Below are 17139 nucleotides of genomic sequence, written 5' to 3'. Positions count from 1 at the left end.
CGTGCCCCCGAGGGCGAGCAGCGCGTCCCGTGCGACCTCGGCGGCGGCGCGTGAAGGACGGCCCCTTGGCGGTGCGCGGTTGCCGCGTGGGGCGTGGCTGGTTCAGTCGCCCGGCGTGAGGCCCAGCGTGTCGAGCACCCCGTACACCCCGAGGAAGAGAATCGCCGCGCTGCTGAGGACCAGGGCGGCGGTCATCCAGGGATTGGCGCGGAAGCGGGGCGGGACGCCGGTGTAGCGCAGGCGCCAGACCGCGATCACCACCGCGAGGAGGAAGATGCCACCGCCGATGCCGCCGATCTGCACCATCAGGACCGGGGACTGGACCCACAGGAAGAAGCACATCCACACCGGGGGCAGGCACCAGGTGAGGATCCGGATGGTGCGGGTGCGGACCCGCATGTCGTTCCAGTCGATCGCGCCGAGCAGGCCGAGGGTGTTGGTCCACAGGCGCGGGACGCTGGCCGACGAGGCGACGGTGACCGAGAAGAGTACGGAGATCGCACCGCCCAGGAAGAGGTACTCGGCCCAGGGGCCGAGCGTGTCGGTATAGCTGTGCGACAACGTGGTGATCATGTCGTTGCCCTCGGGCACCAGGCCCTGCGGATGCAGCACGGAGGCGCCGATCACGTAGAAGGACAGGGTGCAGAGGGTGCACACGAACCAGGAGACACCCACATCGAGCCGCATGACCTTGAGCCAGCCCTCGGCGCGCCGGGCACGCTGCTCGCTCCCGTCGTCGGGGCCGGTCCAGCGGGCGTAGCCCTTTTCGAGGCACCAGTAGGTATAGGTCGTCATCTCGTCGGCGCCGACGCCGGTGATGCCGAACATCGCGAGGGCGATGCCGACCGTGCCGGCCGGGATCTGGAAGCTGAGCCCGTCGGCGAGTTGCTCGGTGCCGTACCCGTAGGCGGTGAACGGCAGGGCGAGCGCCAGGCCGACGGTGATCACCGTCTTGAGCGTGATGCCGATGACCTCGACCCGCTCGACGACGTGGTACTTGCCCGTCTGGAGGATGAGGACGGCGGCGGCGGTGACGATCACGGCCCAGATCGTGAGGGACGTGCCGCTCAGCGACCCGCCGTGGATCGGGAAGAGGATGGAACAGGCGGCCGCGGTGCCGCCGATGATGCCGCCGCGCTGGAACATCTTGGCGAAGTCCATGCCGATCCACAGCCAGTTGATCCAGCTGAGGCGGCCGATGCGGGGTCCGACAGCGCGGAAGCCGTCCAGCGCGGGGCGGCCGTTGAGGATGGTCCAGCGGGCCAGCTCCATCTGCACCCAGACCTTGACCGCGGTGGAGATGACCACGAGCCACAGCAGGGCGAAGCCCGCCTTCGCACCGAGCGAGGTGGTGGTGATCAGTTCACCGGAGCCGACGACCGCGGCGGACAGGATGAGCCCGGGACCGAGGTGGCGCAGGCGGCCGCGGAAGCGGTCGGGGGCCGGGCGGGCGTCTTCGGCGCGCAGCGCGTACGGGTCGGGCTGCGCGGGGGGCGGCGCCGCGGCGGCGCCGTCGGTCGACGTGATGGCCATGTCGGGTCCTAGGGGATCGTGCGGCGTCGTCGCCGGTATCCGATATGGGGACGGGTGTGTGTCGTGGCGCCGGGTGCGGGGGACTCGGGGCGGCCGGCCCTGGAGGTGGCGGGGCTCAGCGGGCCTGGTGGTGGGGCGCCTCGCCTGCCAGTACGCGGACGACGTCCTCGGCGACCATCGCGCCCATGGCCCGGTTGGCCTCCGGAGTGCAGGCGGCCATGTGCGAGGTGAGCAGGGCACGTGGGGCCTTGCGCAGGGGATGGTCGGCGGGGAGAGGCTCGGTGCTGAAGGCGTCGAGGGCCGCTGCCCCGAGGTGCCCGGAACGCAGCAGGGCGGCGAGGGCGCTCTCGTCGATGAGGCCGCCGCGCGCCGCGTTGACCAGGATCGCGCCCGGCCGCATCGCCGCGAGCCGGGCACTGTCCAGCAGCGGTGTGCCGGACGGGTCGGGCGGGCTGTGCAGGCTGACGGCGTCGGCGCGGGCCAGCAGGTCGTCGAGGGCGGCCGGTTCGGCGCCGTGCGCGCGGACGTCGTCGCCGGGGACGTACGGGTCGTGCGCGAGCACGTGCATCCCGAAGGCGCGGGCGTAGCCGGCGAGGAGACTCCCGATGCGGCCGAAGCCGACGATGCCGAGCGTCTTGCCGTGCAGTTCGGGGCCGAACAGCTTCGGCCAGTCGCCCGACTCCACCGCGGAGTGCGAGGCGGTGAGGGAGCGCGTCGCCGAAAGGAGCAGGCCGAAGCTGTACTCGGCCACCGCGCGGGAGTTGCTGCCCGGTGCGCACACGACCGGTATGCCGCGGGCGTGGGCGGCGGCCACGTCGATGGTGTCCACGCCGACGCCGTGTTTGGCGACCACCTTGAGGCGGGGTGCGGCGTCCAGTACCTCGGCGGTGATGGGGTCCATGCCGACGATCAAGGCGTCCGCTCGGGCGGCGTGGGCGAGGAGTTCGGCGTTGGGCAGGGCCGCGTCGGCGCGGGGGCGGACCGGTCCTGCCCCGGCCTCCTCGAGGATCTGCCAGGGGTGCGCCGAATGCCGCGCGAAGGTGGGCGTCGTGATGAGCGTGGTCGTCATCAGCGCGCTCCGCCGCGCGCCGCTTCGAGGTGGGACGTGGCGATCTGCTGGAGGTGGATGAGGTCGCAGGCCACGGTGGCGAAGGTGTAGCCCTGGGTGAGGCGGTGGGCTGCGCTTGTGCCGTCGGCGTTGTGGATGCCGGCGGCGATGCCTGCCGCTTCGGCCGCTTTGCTGATGCGGGTGAGGGCCTGCTCGAACTCCTGCTGTACGGAGGGGTCGGTGGAGGTGGCTGCGCCCAGTGCCAGGCGTAGGTCGGAGGGGCCGACGTAGATGCCGTCGAGGCCGTCGGTGGCGCAGATGGCTTCGACGTTGGCGAGGCCGTCGGCGGTTTCGATCATGGCGAGGACGGCGGTCTGGGCGTGGGTGTCGGCCGGGTGGGGTCCGATACGGAGCTGGGCGCGCATCGGTCCGTAGGAGCGGCGGCCCAGTGGCGGGTAGCGCACGGCGGCGACCGCGTCGGCGGCGTCCTGCGCGTTGTCGATCAGCGGGACGATGACGGCGGTCGCGCCCGCGTCGAGGGCTTTGCCGATGTAGGTGGGGTCGTTGGCCTCCACGCGCACCATGCCGACTGCGGTGCTGCCTTTGGTGTCGGTGGCCAGGAGGTTGTTGAGCATGCCCTGGTAGCCGAAGAGTCCGTGCTGGGCGTCGAAGGCGAGGTAGTCGTAGCCGAGGCGGGCCAGGCGCTCGGCGGCGACGGGTGAGTCGAGCAGGGACCAGTAGCCGACGAGCTGTTCGCGGGCGCGCAGGGCGGCGGTGAACTCGGCTGGGGTGCGGCCGGTTGCCATGAGGGGGTCTCCGTAACACTCAGGGGTGGGGTCAGCGGTTGTAGGCGGGGCATCGGGCCCACGCCCACGGCAGTTGCCGTGATGTTGGCGAGCAGGTGCTCGACCAGTTCCAGTAGCGCTCGCGGTACATCGCGGCCAGCCTGGAATCACCGAAACGGCCGCTGCCCGGGGCCTGTTCGAAGGTGTGGCGGGACGGCCGCGTACTTGATGCCGACAGTCACGACGTTTCCTTCCGGGACGGGCCGGGACGGGCCGGGACGTGGGCGGGTGATGCCTCGTGATGCGCGGCTGTCGACGCCGGATGTGCGTCTGAAGTGCGCCTGTTGCGCGAAATGCGCAGGTGGCGTCGCTGTCCGTGGGTGACAGGCGGCGGCGCCAGGGGAACGCTCGCATGGCTGCGCGAAGCGCGCAAGAGTTCTCGCGCGCTTCGCGCACCGTTGGTCATTATCCGAGCCGGGTTGTTGCCCCGTGCCGGATGCTCCCAAGGAGGGTCGATCGTGTTACTTCGCCGTCCTCCGGGGCGAGGCGTCTGCTGAAGGATCAGAACCATGTGTCGCTGACAGCCCCGTCCCATAACCTCGTCCATGGAGACGTCGGATGCCACCTGTATCCGCATGGAGGAGGCGATGGTGCTCGTAAGGGGTACGCGGTTGCTCGCGGGCGCCGTGGTCGTGGCCTGCATGGTGCTGGTCGGACCCAGTGCACCGAGCGATGCCCTCTTCGGCAGGTCGGTTCCCGTCGATGCCGTCAGGGACGTCGTACCGAACCGGGTCATGACGTGGAACATCTGCAACCCGTGCGAGGCCGGCAATGTCGGCCGGGCGGCGGAGATCGCCACGTATGCGCCTCAGGTCATCGGCCTGCAAGAAGCGTGCGTGCGTGACGTCGAGATGATCCGGGACTATCTGAAGAGCCTTCACGGGCTGGAGTACCACGTCGAGTACGGGACGGTCCTTCGGGACTGGGGACGCTGCGGGGGAGCGCCGTGGAATCCGGGAGCCTTCGGCCAGGCGGTCCTCTCCGCGGCACCGATGAAGGACGCCGTCAAGGTGGAATACCCCGACGGAGGATCCGAGGACCGTGGGTACATGGCCGTCACCACCATGGTGGGCGGCCAGCCCCTCCGGGTCTTCAACACCCACCTCGCCCAACGACGTCAGGAAGCAGTCCGAGCGGACCAGACCCGCGTACTCGCCGCAGACGTCGCCCGCCACGACCGTGCGATCGTTCTCGGCGACTTCAACGCCGTGCCGGACGCTTCCGAACTCGCCCCGATCTGGGCCCTGGCCGCGGACACAGACCCCGAGTGCCGTCCCTTGTCCGTCGGTGCCTGCAAGACGACCACCGACTGGCAGAGCAAGTTCGACTACGTCTTCCTGCGAGGCATCGCCCCGCTCAGGCACCGAGTGCAGTCCACCCCGTTCTCAGACCACGACCTGCTGCACACCGACGTGGATCCAGCCTTCAGCGCGGGCCCTTGACCAGCCGAAGGCCGACTGGTCCCCGAAGCCGCCGTCGATCGCGTCCGTGACTCAGCCGGTGTGAAGGATCCGAAAGCGACCGGGTTCCGCCGGATCTCGATCGACGACTTGGATGGGTGGCCCGGCCCATTGCCAGACGCTGATGCCTGGCGTGCGGGTGAACTGGATCTGCCCGCGGGTGCCTTCGACCGCGACACGCGGCCAGGATTCGGCGATGCGCCGCCGGTCCGGCCCGTGCGAACGCAGTACGTCGGCGAGGACGGCGACCGTGTCGTAGCCCTCGAAGGCGACGAAGGAGGGCGCTTCGGCCAGCCGCTCGCGGAGGGCCCTCTCGACTCGTGCGCCGAGGGGGCCGAGGCGCTCGGGCAGGTACCGCAGGAACGGGATCCCGGCGCCGTCGTCGCCCAGCAGCGTCGCCCATTCGGCGAACTCCGGTTGTCCGGCCGGAGCACCGATCATGATCTCGGCGAGGCGCTGGTCGCGTCGGACGGACCGGACGATCGGCACAGCCGGCTCCGGATGGCCGACCAGCAGCAGGAGGGCTGTCGCGCGATGGTCGACGAGCGCGTCGCACACGGCCGTGGGGGTGAGCGCGCTCATGTCGAGTTCGATGACGGTGCCGTCGTGTGGAGCGAGGCAGTTCCGCAGTACGCGGGTCCCGGATGCCCAGTAGACACTCGGCTGGGTCGCTACGGCGATACGGGTGTGACCCGCGCCGAGGAGGAAGTCCGCGTAGACCTGCCAGCCGCGGGACTGCGGTGGGGAGAGGCGCGCGACCCATTCCGTCGGCTGTTCGGTGAGCGCGTCGAGAACCGCCGACGAGCAGAGGAACGGCAGGCCGACGGCGTCGGCCCTGGTGGCGGCGGCGCGAGCGACGACGCTGTGATATTCCCCTGCCACGGCCGCCACGCCCAGGCCGGCCAACTCGTCCACGGCCGCCGCGGCCCTCTGCGGATCAGCCGCGGTGTCCCGGACCACCAGCTCGAGCGGTCTCCCGGCGATCCCGCCGGCGTCATTGACTTCGGACACGGCCGACTCGAGTCCCGCGAGCAGGTGGTGGCCCGCCTCGGCCCAGCCGGGCCGAGTCAGCGGAACGAGTGCGCCGATCCGTACGGGTGACCTCACGCGCCTTTCCTCCAGATGTCCGTGAACCGGTCGAGCAGCGTGGCCGCCGCCGTCACATCGTCCGTGAGCGGCCGGTCGGCATGGTCCTCGTCGAGCACCGATCCGGCGAGTTCGAGTGCGTGGGTCACCGGAAGACCCGGCTCGGGCCTCAGCCCGCGCTGGCGCAATGCCCGTACGGCGGCGACGAGTTCGCAGCCGACGACGAGACGGTACGCGCCGCAGGCGCGCAGCGTCTGACGTGCGGCCAGGGAGGCGAAGCTGGCCTGTTCCTCGACGCCGCGCGAGAGTACGGCGTGGCCGAGAGACGCGGGCGCGGAGAACGCCCGCAGATCACCGAGTGCGGCCCCGGCGGCGTACTCCAGGATCATCACGCCGGAGGAGGCGGGCTCCTGGTCGGAGAGGAAGGGACGCAGACGGGTGTAGGCGGGCTCGTTCAGGGTCGCGAGGCGGGAGGTCGACAGGCGTGCCACCTGCGTCAGCGACAGCCGGAAGTGGTCCAGGGCGAGGGCCAGTTGGGCCTGGTAGAAGCCGCCGTGGTGGTAGGCGGCCATGTCCTCGGGAAAGATGAGCGGGTTCTCGGCGGCCGCGTTGATCTCGACGGCGACGACCTCTTCCAGGGCGTCCGCCGCGTCGTGGGCCGGGCCGTGGATCTGGGGCAGACAGCGGAAGCCGTACGGGTCCTGGAGACGGTCCAGCGGCGGGGTCGGACGATCGGCCGCTCCGATCAACTCCCGCATACGGCGGGCGACGTCGGCGCATCCGCGGTGCGGACGGGCGGCGTGTACGGGGGCGGCGTAGGCCTCGTGCGAGCCGTCGGTGGCCAGCAGCGACAGCGCGGCGACGACCTGGGTGGCCTCCAGCAGCCCGCGCAGCTCGTGCAGGGCGAGGGCCGACTGGCCGAGGGTGAGGGCGTTGCTGCTGATGAAGGCCAGCGCGTCGTTGTTGTCGAGCGGCAGGGGCTCCGGCGGGGTGCCCCCGCGCCAGGGATGCTCCCCTGCCAAGGCCAGTCCGGCCTGCGCCAGGGCCGCGATGTCGCCGGTGCCGACGGAGCCGAACTCGTTGACGACCGGGTACGCCCCGCTCTCCAGTGCCTCGCACAGCGCCGTCACGACGGTGGGCCGCAGTCCCGCGCCTCCGGCCAGCAGCTGGTTGGCCCGTACGGCGAGCATCGCGCGTACCTGACGGGCGGGGATCTCCTCACCGATGGCGCCGGCGTGGCTGCGCAGCAGCCGCAGACCGTGCGCGGCGTCCGCCCCGGTGGGTACGTCCTCGTTCCGTTTGGCGCCGACGCCGGTGGAGCGGCCGTAGACGCGGCCGGTCGCGGCGATCTGCCGGGCGGCGTTCCAGGACTCCTCCATGCGCCGCATCGCCTTGCTCAGGGGAGTCGGCCGCGCGGTCCCGGAGGCGAGCCGCGCGACGTCCGCCACACCGAGACCGGTGCCGTCGAGGGCGACGAGAGCCGGGCCGTGGTCGACACCCCTCGGAGTGTCCGGAGTGTTCACAATCTGAGACGAGATCAAGCCCAAACACCCCTCGATCCAGGCAGTTGACCGCTATTCATGCAGAAAGAACTCTGCATGAGGCTATGCATCCGGGCAAGGGGTGTCTCGCGGCGGTGACCATGTGATTCCTGCGGCTCAGGGTTCGACCCAGGACAGCCCGTCCTCCGACGCCACCAGACCGCCCGGCCGCTGCGGCGCCTCGTCCTCCAGCGGGCCGCCGAACAGCCCGCGTTCCTGCAGGACGGTCCCTTCCTGGAACACCTGCCGGAACGTCTGCGACTCGTAGAGCGGATTGCGCAGATCGTCGGCGTCCGGAAGGCGGCGCACCGCTCGCTCGAAGTCGTCGGCGACCGCGGTCAGCCGTTCGCCCGCCGGCCCGGCCCCGGTGAGTGACGCGTCGCCGGACGCCAGACCGCCCACCAGCTCGACGAACGCCTCCAGTTCCGTCGTGCCGATATGGGTGACCTTGCGCGCCTTCCAGAAGTACGACCGTTCGTCCTGGTGCATGTCGTAGAAGGAGACCAGGAACTCGTGGAACAGGCTGTACTCGTGCCGGTAGCGGGCCTCGAACTCGGCGAACAGACGGTCCTCGTCCAGGGTTCCGGCGAGGCAGCCGTTGAGGGACCGGGCGGCGAGCAGTCCGCCGTAGGTCGCGAGATGGACTCCGCTGGACAGCACCGGGTCGACGAAGCACGCCGCGTCTCCGACGAGTGCCATGCCGGGCCGCCACAGCTGTGACTTCCAGTACGACCAGTCCTTGCGGACGCGGACCTGGTCGTAGGGGGCCTCCGTGGCCTGCGGGACGCCGTCGAGGAGGTCGCGTATCTCCGGGCAGGCGTCGATCAGCCGGCGCCAGGCGGTCGCCGGGTCCCCCTGGACGGCCTCGGCGTTGTCGCGGGCGACGACGGCTCCGACGCTGGTGAGGTCGTCCCGGAGCGGGATGTACCAGATCCAGCCCTCGTCGAAGGCGGCGCAGAAGATGTTGCCGTCGTTCGGTGCCGGGAGCCGCGCGCCGCCGGCGAAGTAGCCGAACACCGCGATGTTGCGGAAGAAGTCGGAGTGGATCCGCTTTCCGCCGACGTGCGGGTGGATCCTGCTGCCGTTGCCGGAGGCGTCCACGACGTACCGGGCGCGGGCCTCGCGGATCTCGCCGTCGGGCCCGGTCCAGCGCACCCCGCGGACCCGCTCCTCGTCGGCGAGTACGCCGGTCACCCGGCAGCCCTCCCGTACGTCGACCCCGACCCGGCGTGCGTTGTCCAGGAGGATCGCGTCGAAGCGGGACCGCTCGACCTGGTAGGCGAACGAGGTCGGGTCGGCCAGCCGGGGCGACAGCGCGAAGGAGAACTGCCAGGGGTCCCGGTTGCGGCCCCAGCGGAACGTGCCGCCGCGCTTCGGCTTGAAGCCCGCCCGCGCCATCTCGTCCTCGACACCGAGGATCCGGCACACGCCGTGCACGGTGGAGGGGAGCAGGGACTCGCCGATCTGGTACCGCGGGAAGGTCTCCTTCTCGACGAGGAGGACGCGATGGCCGTGCAGGGCGACGGCCGCCGCGACGGTGGACCCGGCCGGGCCGCCACCGACCACGATGACGTCGACGTCCTGCGGGGGATGGGCCGGACTCACTGGTCTCCCTTCGTCGTGCGCGCGTCGATCCAGGTGCGGATCGCCGACGCGGTGGTCTCCGCGTGTTCCCGCATCATCGTCAGATGGTCGCCGGGGACGTCCGCGACCTCGTGTGCCGCGGGCCAGGACGTCCGCCAGTGGTCCGCGTCGGCGGAGGCCGCCATGGCGGGTGTGGGGCGCAGCGCGCGCACCAGGAGCGTGGGCGTGGCGACCGGCTCGGGGGCCCAGCCGAGGAAGATCCGGTTGTAGGCGCCGATCGCCGCCAGAGCACTGTCCTCGTCCCCGGTGAAGAGGGGCCTTCCGGTGTCCTGCGGGGGAGGGGCGGCCAGGGACAGCAGCCAGTCCTTGCCGCTGTTCTCCGGCGTGACGTGGTAGGTGTCCAGCAGCACCAGACCGGTCGCTGCGCGGCCCATGTTCTCCAGCTGGTGAGCGACCAGGTGCGCCACATTGCCGCCCGCCGACCGTCCTACGACCACGAAGGGCGCGTCCCCGAGATGCCGCAGCACGTTCTCGGCCTGTGTACGCGCCAGCGCGGCACGGTCCTCCGGTACGGCGGCACCGGCGCCGATCCCAGGGTGCGGGAACTCCAGGACGTCCAGGTCGCCTTGGAACGCGCGGTGGAAGCGGGGGAAGTCTCCGCCGTCCGACGCGAGCGAGGGATGGTAGGCCGGGAAGTAGACGACCGTCGGCATGCGAGAGCCGGAGCGGCCGTGGGAGCGGCGGATCGGGGGCAGCGCGTGCTCGCGCCCCTGCGCGGCCGGGAACGTGGGCAGCGCCCAGGACGCGGTGACGAGCAGGTGCATCGCCGCCACCGGTTGGCCGGCGGCACTGACCGTCCGGAACAGGGAGGAGAGGGTGTACGCCTGTCGCTCGGGCCCTGGGGTCTCGGGGGCGGCCGCGGCGGCCGGTTCGCCGTCCAGCAGGCCGAGCAGATGGCGTGCCAGTTCCTCGGCCGTACGGTGCTCGAACACCACCGCGGCCGACAGCCGGAGCTTCAGCGCCATGCTGAGCCGGTTGCGGATCTGCACGGCGGTGAGGGAGTCGAACCCCAGGTCGGCGAGACTCTTGCCGGCCGGGAGCGCGTCGGCGTGCGAGTAGCCGAGTACCGCGGCGACGTCGGCCCGCAGCAGCTCCACGAGCGCCGCCTCCCGCTCACCGGGGGGCACGGGGGCCAGTCGCTTCCGCCAGGCTCCCGGCTCCAGCATCTGCCCGGAAGACCCGGCGGAACCGGATGATGTCCCCGCGGCGGTCGGCCGGTTCTGGCGGACGAGCCCGCGCAACGGCGGCGGCAGGCGCCCCGCACCGGACCGAAGCGCCGCCCGGTCCAGCAGGATCGGCGCCAGCACCGGCTCCGTCGCACGCAGCGCGGCGTTGAACAGGGCCAAGCCCTGCTGTGTCGACAGCGGCACGAGCACGTCGCTTGCCTGTGGGCGCTGTGAGGGGAGCCCCGCCGCCATGCCGTCGGTGTGCTCCCACGGGCCCCACGCCAGCGACACCGCCGGGAGCCCCTCGGCGGCGCGGCGCTGGACGAGGGCGTCGAGGAACGCGTTCGCTGCCGCGTAGTTGCCCTGGCCCGCCCGGCCCAGCACACCGGAGACGGAGGAGAACACGACGAACGCCGAAAGATCCATGTCCCGGGTCAGTTCGTGCAGATGCCAGGCGGCGTCGGCCTTCGGCCCCAGCACGGCCGCCATCCGCTCGGGGGTCAGCGAGTCCAGCACGCCGTCGTCGAGGACCCCGGCGGCGTGCACCACCGCGGTCAGCGGCGGCTCGCAGCGCTCGACCACCTCGGCCAGGGCGGCACGGTCGGCCGCGTCGCAGGCGACGATGGCGACCCGCGCTCCCGACTCCTCCAGCGCGCTGCGCAGTTCCCGGGCTCCGGGTGCCTGCGGCCCACGGCGTCCGGTCAGCAGCAGTCGCCGTACGCCGTGCTCGGCGACCAGATGACGTGCCAGCTCCGCGCCCAGGGCGCCGGTGCCTCCGGTGATCAGCACCGTGCCGTTCGCGTTGAAGGGAGCCGCGTCGCCTGAGGCATCACCGGCCGCGACCAGTCGCGGGACCGTCACCTGCCCCTCTCGCACGCGCAGTTGCGCCTCACCGGTGGCGATCGCCGACGGCAGCATCCGCAGCGACTCGGGCAGCCCGTCCACATCCACCAGGACCACACGACCGGGCAGCTCCGACTGCGCCGCCCGCACCAGCCCCCAGACCGCCGCACCGGCCAGGTCCGGCACCGGCCCGGTGGCATCCCGCGTCACCACCACCAGCCGCGAGCCTGCCGTGCCCGGATCGCCCTGCCAGTCCTGGAGCGTCTTGAGTACGCGACCGGTCAGCTCGTGTACGGCGGAGAGCTGATCGGTGCCGGTCGCATCGGCGAGGGCAGTGACGGCGACGACTTCGGGGTTCCCGGCGCCGGGCAGGAACTCGGAGAGGTTCAGCTCGTCGGGCCCGCGTACCACCCAGGCGCGCTCATCGGCGGCGTCGGAGACGTCGAGGGCGGCCCACTCAAGGCCCAGCAGAGCCCTTCGTACGATGTCGTCCGTCGTGTCGTCCGTCATGTCGGCCCGGTCGGGCGGGAGTTCCCTGGTCGCCAGCGAGTCCACGCGTGCCACGAGTCGGCCGGACGGGTCGGCCAGGGTCAGCGAGACCGTGTCCGGGCTCGTCGGCGTCACCCTGACCCGCAACTCCGTGGCGCCCGAGGCATGCAGACTCACGCCGCTCCAGGCGAACGGCACGCGCACCGGGCTCGTCCCGGCGGACGCGGCCAGCAACGGCGCGTGCAACGCGGCGTCGAACAGCGCCGGATGGAGTCCGAAGCGGCCCGCTTCCGACGTGTGCGAAGCGGGCAGCCCGACCTCCGCGAAGACATCGTCACCGTGCCGCCAGACCGTGCGGACCCCCTGGAAGGCAGGCCCGTAGGCGAGCCCGGCGTCGGCGAGAGTGGCGTACGCGCCGGTGAGGTCCACCGCCTCGGCGCCCCGGGGCGGCCACGCGGGCAACTCGTCCTGCGTACTGCGCCCCCGGCCCAGCTGACCCGTGACATTCCTGGCCCATGAGGCGTCCTCGGTGGAATCCTCCGGCCGGGAGTAGATGTCGACCGTCCGCCGGCCCGAGTCGTCCCGCGCACCCACCACGACCTGGACCCGCACCCCCGAGGAACCGGGCAGGGTGAGCGGCGCCAGCAGCACGAGATCCTCGACCGTGCCGCAGCCCGCCTCGTCACCCGCCCGCACGGCCATCTCCACGAACACCGTCGCCGGCACGACGACCCTCCCGGCGACGACATGATCCGCGAGCCACGGGTGGGCCGCGAGGGACAACAGCCCGGTCAGCACCGTCCGCTCGGTCTCCGGCACCGGGAACGCCGGGCTCAGCAGGGCCCCGCCGTCGGCCGCTGCCGGAGACGTGGCGTCCAACCAGTACCGCTGCCGCTGGAAGGCGTACGTCGGCAGTTCCACCCGGCGCGCGCCGGAACCCGCGTACACCGCCGCCCAGTCGACAGCGGCCCCGGCCACATGCAGCCGCGCCAGGGCCGACAGCAGCGTCTCCGGTTCGTACGCTCCGCTTCGTGTCGCCACGGCGAGAACCGAGCCGGTCGTGAGCGCGTCGGGCAGACAGTCGGTGGCCGCCGCGGTGAGGGCGGGACCCGGACCGAGTTCCAGGTAGGCGGAGACCCTGTCGTCCGCGAGCCGACGCACGGCGTCGGCGAAGCGCACGGGCAGCCGGGCGTGCCGCGCCCAGTACTCGGGCGAGGACATGTCCGCGGGCTCGGCGGGTCGCCCCGTCAGGGTGGAGACGATCGGGATGTGAGGGGACCGGAAGGTCAACTCACGTGCTACGCCCAGGAACTCGTCAAGCATCGGCTCGACCAAGGGCGAGTGGAAGGCGTGACTCACCCGCAGCCGTACGGCCCTGCGGCCGCGCGCCTCGAAGCCGGCCGCGACGGCGAGCACCGCCTCCCGCGCGCCCGAGATCACCACGGAACGGGGCCCGTTGACGGAAGCGACCGCCGCCTGCGCCCCGAACTCCGCCAGCGCGCCGGCGACTTCCTCCTCGGTCCCGTCCAGCGCCACCATCGCGCCGCCCTCGGGCAGTGCCTGCATCAGGCGGCCGCGAGCGGCGACGAGCCTCGCCGCATCGGGCAGATCGAGTACGCCGGCGACATGCGCGGCCGCCAGCTCGCCGACCGAATGGCCCACCAGGCGATCGGCTCGCACGCCCCACGACTCGAGCAGCCGGAACAGCGCCACCTCGAAGGCGAACAGCCCGGCCTGGGTGAAGTCCGTACGGTCCACCAGAGCCGCCTCCGGCGAGCCCGGCTCGGCGGACAGCACCGCGCTGAGCGGCTGGGGGAGCCGGTCGTCCAGGTACCGGCAGACCTCGTCGAAGGCGTCGGCGAAGACCGGGAAGGAGGCGCGCAGTTCGGCGCCCATCCGGGGGCGCTGGGCGCCTTGCCCGGCGAACAGGAAGGCCGTACGGATCTCCGGGTCCGCCAGTCCTCGTACGACTCCTGGCGCGTCCCGGCCCTGCGCGAGCGCGCTCAGCGCGTCCAGAGCGCGGGTCCGGTCACCGGGCGGCACGAACGCGCGATGGGGGAGGGCGGAGCGCGTCACCGCCAGCGAGTAGCCGATGTCGGCGGGCGACAGGCCGGGCCGGTTCGCCACTTCGGTCGCGAGCCGGCGGGCCTGGGTGCGCAGGGCGGGTTCGTCGGCCGCGGAGAGCCGCCACGGCACAGGCGGTGCCGCCACCGTCTCCTGGGGGCCCGCCGCGCCCCTCTCCGGCGCCTCCTCCAGAATCACATGCGCGTTGGTCCCGCCGATCCCGAAGGCCGACACCCCCGCTCGCCGCGGCCGGTCCGAGGCCGGCCAGGGGCGGGCGTCGGTCAGCAGTTCCACGCGGCCCGAGGACCAGTCGACATGCGGTGAGGGCGAGTCGGCGTGCAGCGTCCGGGGCAGTTCGCCGTGTCGCAGGGCCTGCACCATCTTGATGACGCCGGCGACTCCGGCCGCCGCCTGCGTGTGCCCGAGGTTGGACTTGACCGACCCGAGCCACAGCGGCTCCTCGCGGCCCTGTCCGTACGTGGCCAGCAGGGCCCCCGCCTCGATGGGATCGCCCAGCCTGGTGCCGGTGCCGTGGGCCTCCACCGCGTCCACGTCACCGGCGCGCAGGCCCGCGTCCGCCAGCGCCCGTGTGATCAGCCGCCGCTGTGCCGGCCCGTGGGGCGCGGCGAGCCCGTTGGACGCGCCGTCGGAGTTCACGGCGGAGCCCCGCAGCACGGCCAGGACCGGATGGCCGTTGCGCCGCGCGTCGGACAACCGCTCCAGCAGGACGAGCCCCACACCCTCGCCCCAGGCCGTGCCGTCGGCCGCCGCCGAGAACGACTTGCAGCGCCCGTCCGGCGACAGCCCGCGCTGCCGGCTGAACGCGAGGAACGGCTTGGGCGTCGCCATCACCGTGACCCCGCCGGCCAGCGCCAGCGAGCACTCGCCCGAGCGCAGCGCCCGCGCCGCCCAGTGCAGCGCCACCAGCGAGGACGAGCACGCGGTGTCGACCGTGATCGCGGGACCGCGCAGACCGTAGACGTACGAGATCCGCCCGGAGGCCACGCTGCCCGCCGAGCCCAGCCCCAGATGCGCCTCCAGCTCGTGGGAGCGGCTGAAGCGGGCGGAGTAGTCGCCGTACATCACGCCCACGAACACGCCGGTGTCGCTCTCACGCACCGACGCCGGATCGATTCCGGCCCGCTCCCACACCTCCCAGGACGTCTCCAGCAGCAGCCGCTGCTGCGGATCCATCGCGAGCGCCTCGCGCGGCGAGATCCCGAACAGCCCTGCGTCGAACTCCGCCGCCCGGTGCAGGAATCCCCCGTGCCGCGTGTACGACGTGCCGATCCGGTCGGGATCGGGGTCGTACAGGGCGTCCAGGTCCCAGCCGCGGTCGGGCGGGAACTCCGAGATGGCGTCCCGCCCCTGCGTCACCAACTCCCACAGATCCTCGGGGGAGTTGACGTCACCGGGATAGCGGCAGCCCATGGCGACGATCACGACGGGATCGTCGTCGGGGGACCGGTCCTGACCGCCGTACGACTTCGGGCGTTCTTCGGACTCGGCCTCGAAGAGCGCCACGCGCAGGTACCGGGCGACCTCGGCCGGTGTCGGGTGGTCGAAGACCAGCGTCGACGGCAGGTTCAGGCCGGTCAGCTCGCCAAGCCGGTCCACCAGCTCGACGACGCCGACGGACGTCATGCCGAGATCGGTGAAGGGGCCGGCCGGGTAGGGCCGATCGCCGGGCGTGTACCGGCAGACCTCGGCCGTTTCGGCGAGCACCGTTTCGCGGAGCGCGCGTTCCTGGTCGGCGGGTGAGAGGGACAGCAGCCGCTCGCGCAGGGCGGGATGGGCGGTGCCGACCGTGGCCGGAGCCGGGACGGCCAGCGCGTGTCGGGCGATCTTGCCGGACGCGGTGCGCGGGACGGCGGCGATCTCGTGGATCTCGGTCGGCACCTTGTAGTCGGCCAGTCGGGTCCGGCACTCGGCGAGCACCTGCCGTGTGTCGATCCCGTCAGGTCCCGGTACGACAAAGGCGACCGGCACCTCGCCGAGCACGTCGTGCGGCACCCCCACGACGACGGCTTCGGACACGCCCGGACACCGCGCCAGGGCCTGCTCGATCTCCGTCGGGTGGATGTTCTCACCGCCGCGAATGATCAACTCGCTGACCCGGCCGGTGAGCCGGAGATGGCCGTGCTCGACGCGGCGGCCCAGGTCGCCGGTGCGGTACCAGCCGTCCCGCAGCGCGGCGGCCGTCGCCTCGGGCTGCCCGTGGTACCCGGCCATCAGGCTCGGCCCCCGCACCCAGACCTCGCCCTCGGCACCGTCCGGGACGTCCTCGCCACCGCGCGGGTCGACGAGGCGTACGTCCATGCCCGGGACGGGCGGCCCGCAGGAACCGTCGACTCGGGGCTCGTCGGGGCGGTTCACCGCGATCATGCCGCAGGTCTCGGTACTGCCGTACGCGTCGAGCAGCGGCGCCCCGAGGGTCTCCTCCACGGCCGCGCGCAGAGCGGGACCGCTCGGCGCACCGGCCACGACGCACATCCGCAGCGCCTGCGGGAATCCGCCCGCCGAGCCGACCAGTTGGTGATACGTCGCCGGCACACCGGCCAGCATGGTGAAGGGCCCGCCGAGCCCCTCGTGCGCCGTGAGCAGCTCGTGCCGCAGCCCGCCCGGCGGCAGCAGCTCACCGGCGATCCGGGCGCTCGCGCCCACAGCGGTCACGCCCAGGATCGCCAGCGAGTGGCTGAAGCTGTGGAACAGCGGAAGCGGCCAGAGCAGCCGGTCGTCGGGTGAGAGGCCGAAGATCGGGGCGTAGCAGGCGGCCACGGACCACAACGCGGCCCGCTGCGTGGACAGCACGCCCTTGGGCCGGTGCGTGGTGCCCGAGGTGTAGAGCATCCAGGCCGGATCGTCGAGCCCGAGCAGGTCGATCTCCGCGGACGCGCCGCTCTCGACCGCGCTCAGGAACGGCTCGGCGCCGTCCGGGGCCGGGCCGCTCCCGGTGACCAGGACGCCCAGGCGGTCGTACGGCGGTCCCAGGCGCCGCAGTTGTGCGAGACGCGCGGCGTCGGTGATGACGAACTCGGCACCGCTGTCCTGGAGGAAGTGGGCCAGCTCCGTGTCGGAGGACCGCGGATTCAGCGGAACGCCGACCATCCCCGCGCGCAGCACGGCGAGGCAACTCTCCACCGTCTCCACGCGGTTGCCGAGGCCGATCGCGACGCGGTCGCCGCCGCGCAGCGCTGTACGGGTTTTCAGGTACGAGGCCAGCGAGCGCGTGCGGCGCTCCAGCTCGGCGTAGGTGACGCTGCGCGAGGAGTCGGAGTAGGCGACCCGCTGCGGGGCCGCCTCGGCGTGCTGCCGCAACAGCTCCGGCACCGGCCGGATCAGCTCGTCACGCCTCATGTCTCCGCCTCCCAAGTCCCTCGCGGTGCAACGATGTTGACCCTACGGGACCCGGGGGTGGCG

8 protein-coding genes are annotated in these 17139 nt (G+C 72.4%); 1 reads left to right on the top strand and 7 read right to left on the bottom strand.

Going from position 1 to position 17139, the window contains the following annotated elements; genetic code table 11:
* Positions 1 to 102: 102 nt before the first annotated feature.
* From OHU35_RS03680 to OHU35_RS03670, 3 genes are all read right to left on the bottom strand, one after another.
* A complete protein-coding gene (locus OHU35_RS03680) occupies positions 103 to 1533 on the bottom strand; it encodes an Nramp family divalent metal transporter (RefSeq protein ID WP_189730677.1) in 1431 nt (476 codons plus the stop codon).
* A gap of 115 nt (positions 1534 to 1648) precedes the next feature.
* Positions 1649 to 2602, bottom strand: coding sequence for a phosphoglycerate dehydrogenase (locus OHU35_RS03675; protein ID WP_405504602.1), 954 nt, complete (start codon positions 2600 to 2602; stop codon positions 1649 to 1651).
* Positions 2602 to 3387 carry an HpcH/HpaI aldolase/citrate lyase family protein gene (locus tag OHU35_RS03670; RefSeq protein ID WP_405504600.1) on the bottom strand — a complete coding sequence of 262 codons (786 nt, stop codon included), beginning with the start codon at positions 3385 to 3387 and terminating at the stop codon, positions 2602 to 2604. Before OHU35_RS03670 ends, OHU35_RS03675 begins: the two co-directional genes overlap by 1 nt.
* 584 nt (positions 3388 to 3971) lie before the next feature.
* Here OHU35_RS03670 and OHU35_RS03665 point away from each other — a divergent pair.
* Positions 3972 to 4868 carry an endonuclease/exonuclease/phosphatase family protein gene (locus OHU35_RS03665; protein WP_359895650.1) on the top strand — a complete coding sequence of 299 codons (897 nt, stop codon included), beginning with the start codon at positions 3972 to 3974 and terminating at the stop codon, positions 4866 to 4868.
* A gap of 51 nt (positions 4869 to 4919) precedes the next feature.
* Here OHU35_RS03665 and OHU35_RS03660 read toward each other — a convergent pair whose 3' ends face one another.
* The 4 genes from OHU35_RS03660 to OHU35_RS03645 all read right to left on the bottom strand — a co-directional run bounded on the left by OHU35_RS03660 (position 4920) and on the right by OHU35_RS03645 (position 17076).
* Positions 4920 to 5993 (bottom strand): ABC transporter substrate-binding protein, encoded by a 1074-nt coding sequence (locus OHU35_RS03660; protein ID WP_405504598.1) that lies wholly within the window; start codon positions 5991 to 5993, stop codon positions 4920 to 4922.
* Positions 5990 to 7510, bottom strand: a complete 1521-nt coding sequence (locus tag OHU35_RS03655; protein ID WP_405509167.1) for an aromatic amino acid ammonia-lyase — start codon at positions 7508 to 7510, stop codon at positions 5990 to 5992. The genes OHU35_RS03660 and OHU35_RS03655 overlap by 4 nt, the downstream gene beginning before the upstream one ends.
* A gap of 120 nt (positions 7511 to 7630) precedes the next feature.
* A complete protein-coding gene (locus OHU35_RS03650; RefSeq protein ID WP_405504596.1) occupies positions 7631 to 9118 on the bottom strand; it encodes an FAD-dependent oxidoreductase in 1488 nt (495 codons plus the stop codon).
* Complete coding sequence (locus OHU35_RS03645; RefSeq protein ID WP_405504594.1) at positions 9115 to 17076, bottom strand: SDR family NAD(P)-dependent oxidoreductase; 7962 nt, start codon at positions 17074 to 17076, stop codon at positions 9115 to 9117. Before OHU35_RS03645 ends, OHU35_RS03650 begins: the two co-directional genes overlap by 4 nt.
* Positions 17077 to 17139 lie beyond the last annotated feature (63 nt).

The organism is Streptomyces purpurascens, from assembly GCF_045040895.1.
Classification (GTDB): Bacteria; Actinomycetota; Actinomycetes; order Streptomycetales; family Streptomycetaceae; genus Streptomyces; species Streptomyces purpurascens.
This window is presented reverse-complemented; position numbering and strand designations above follow the sequence as displayed.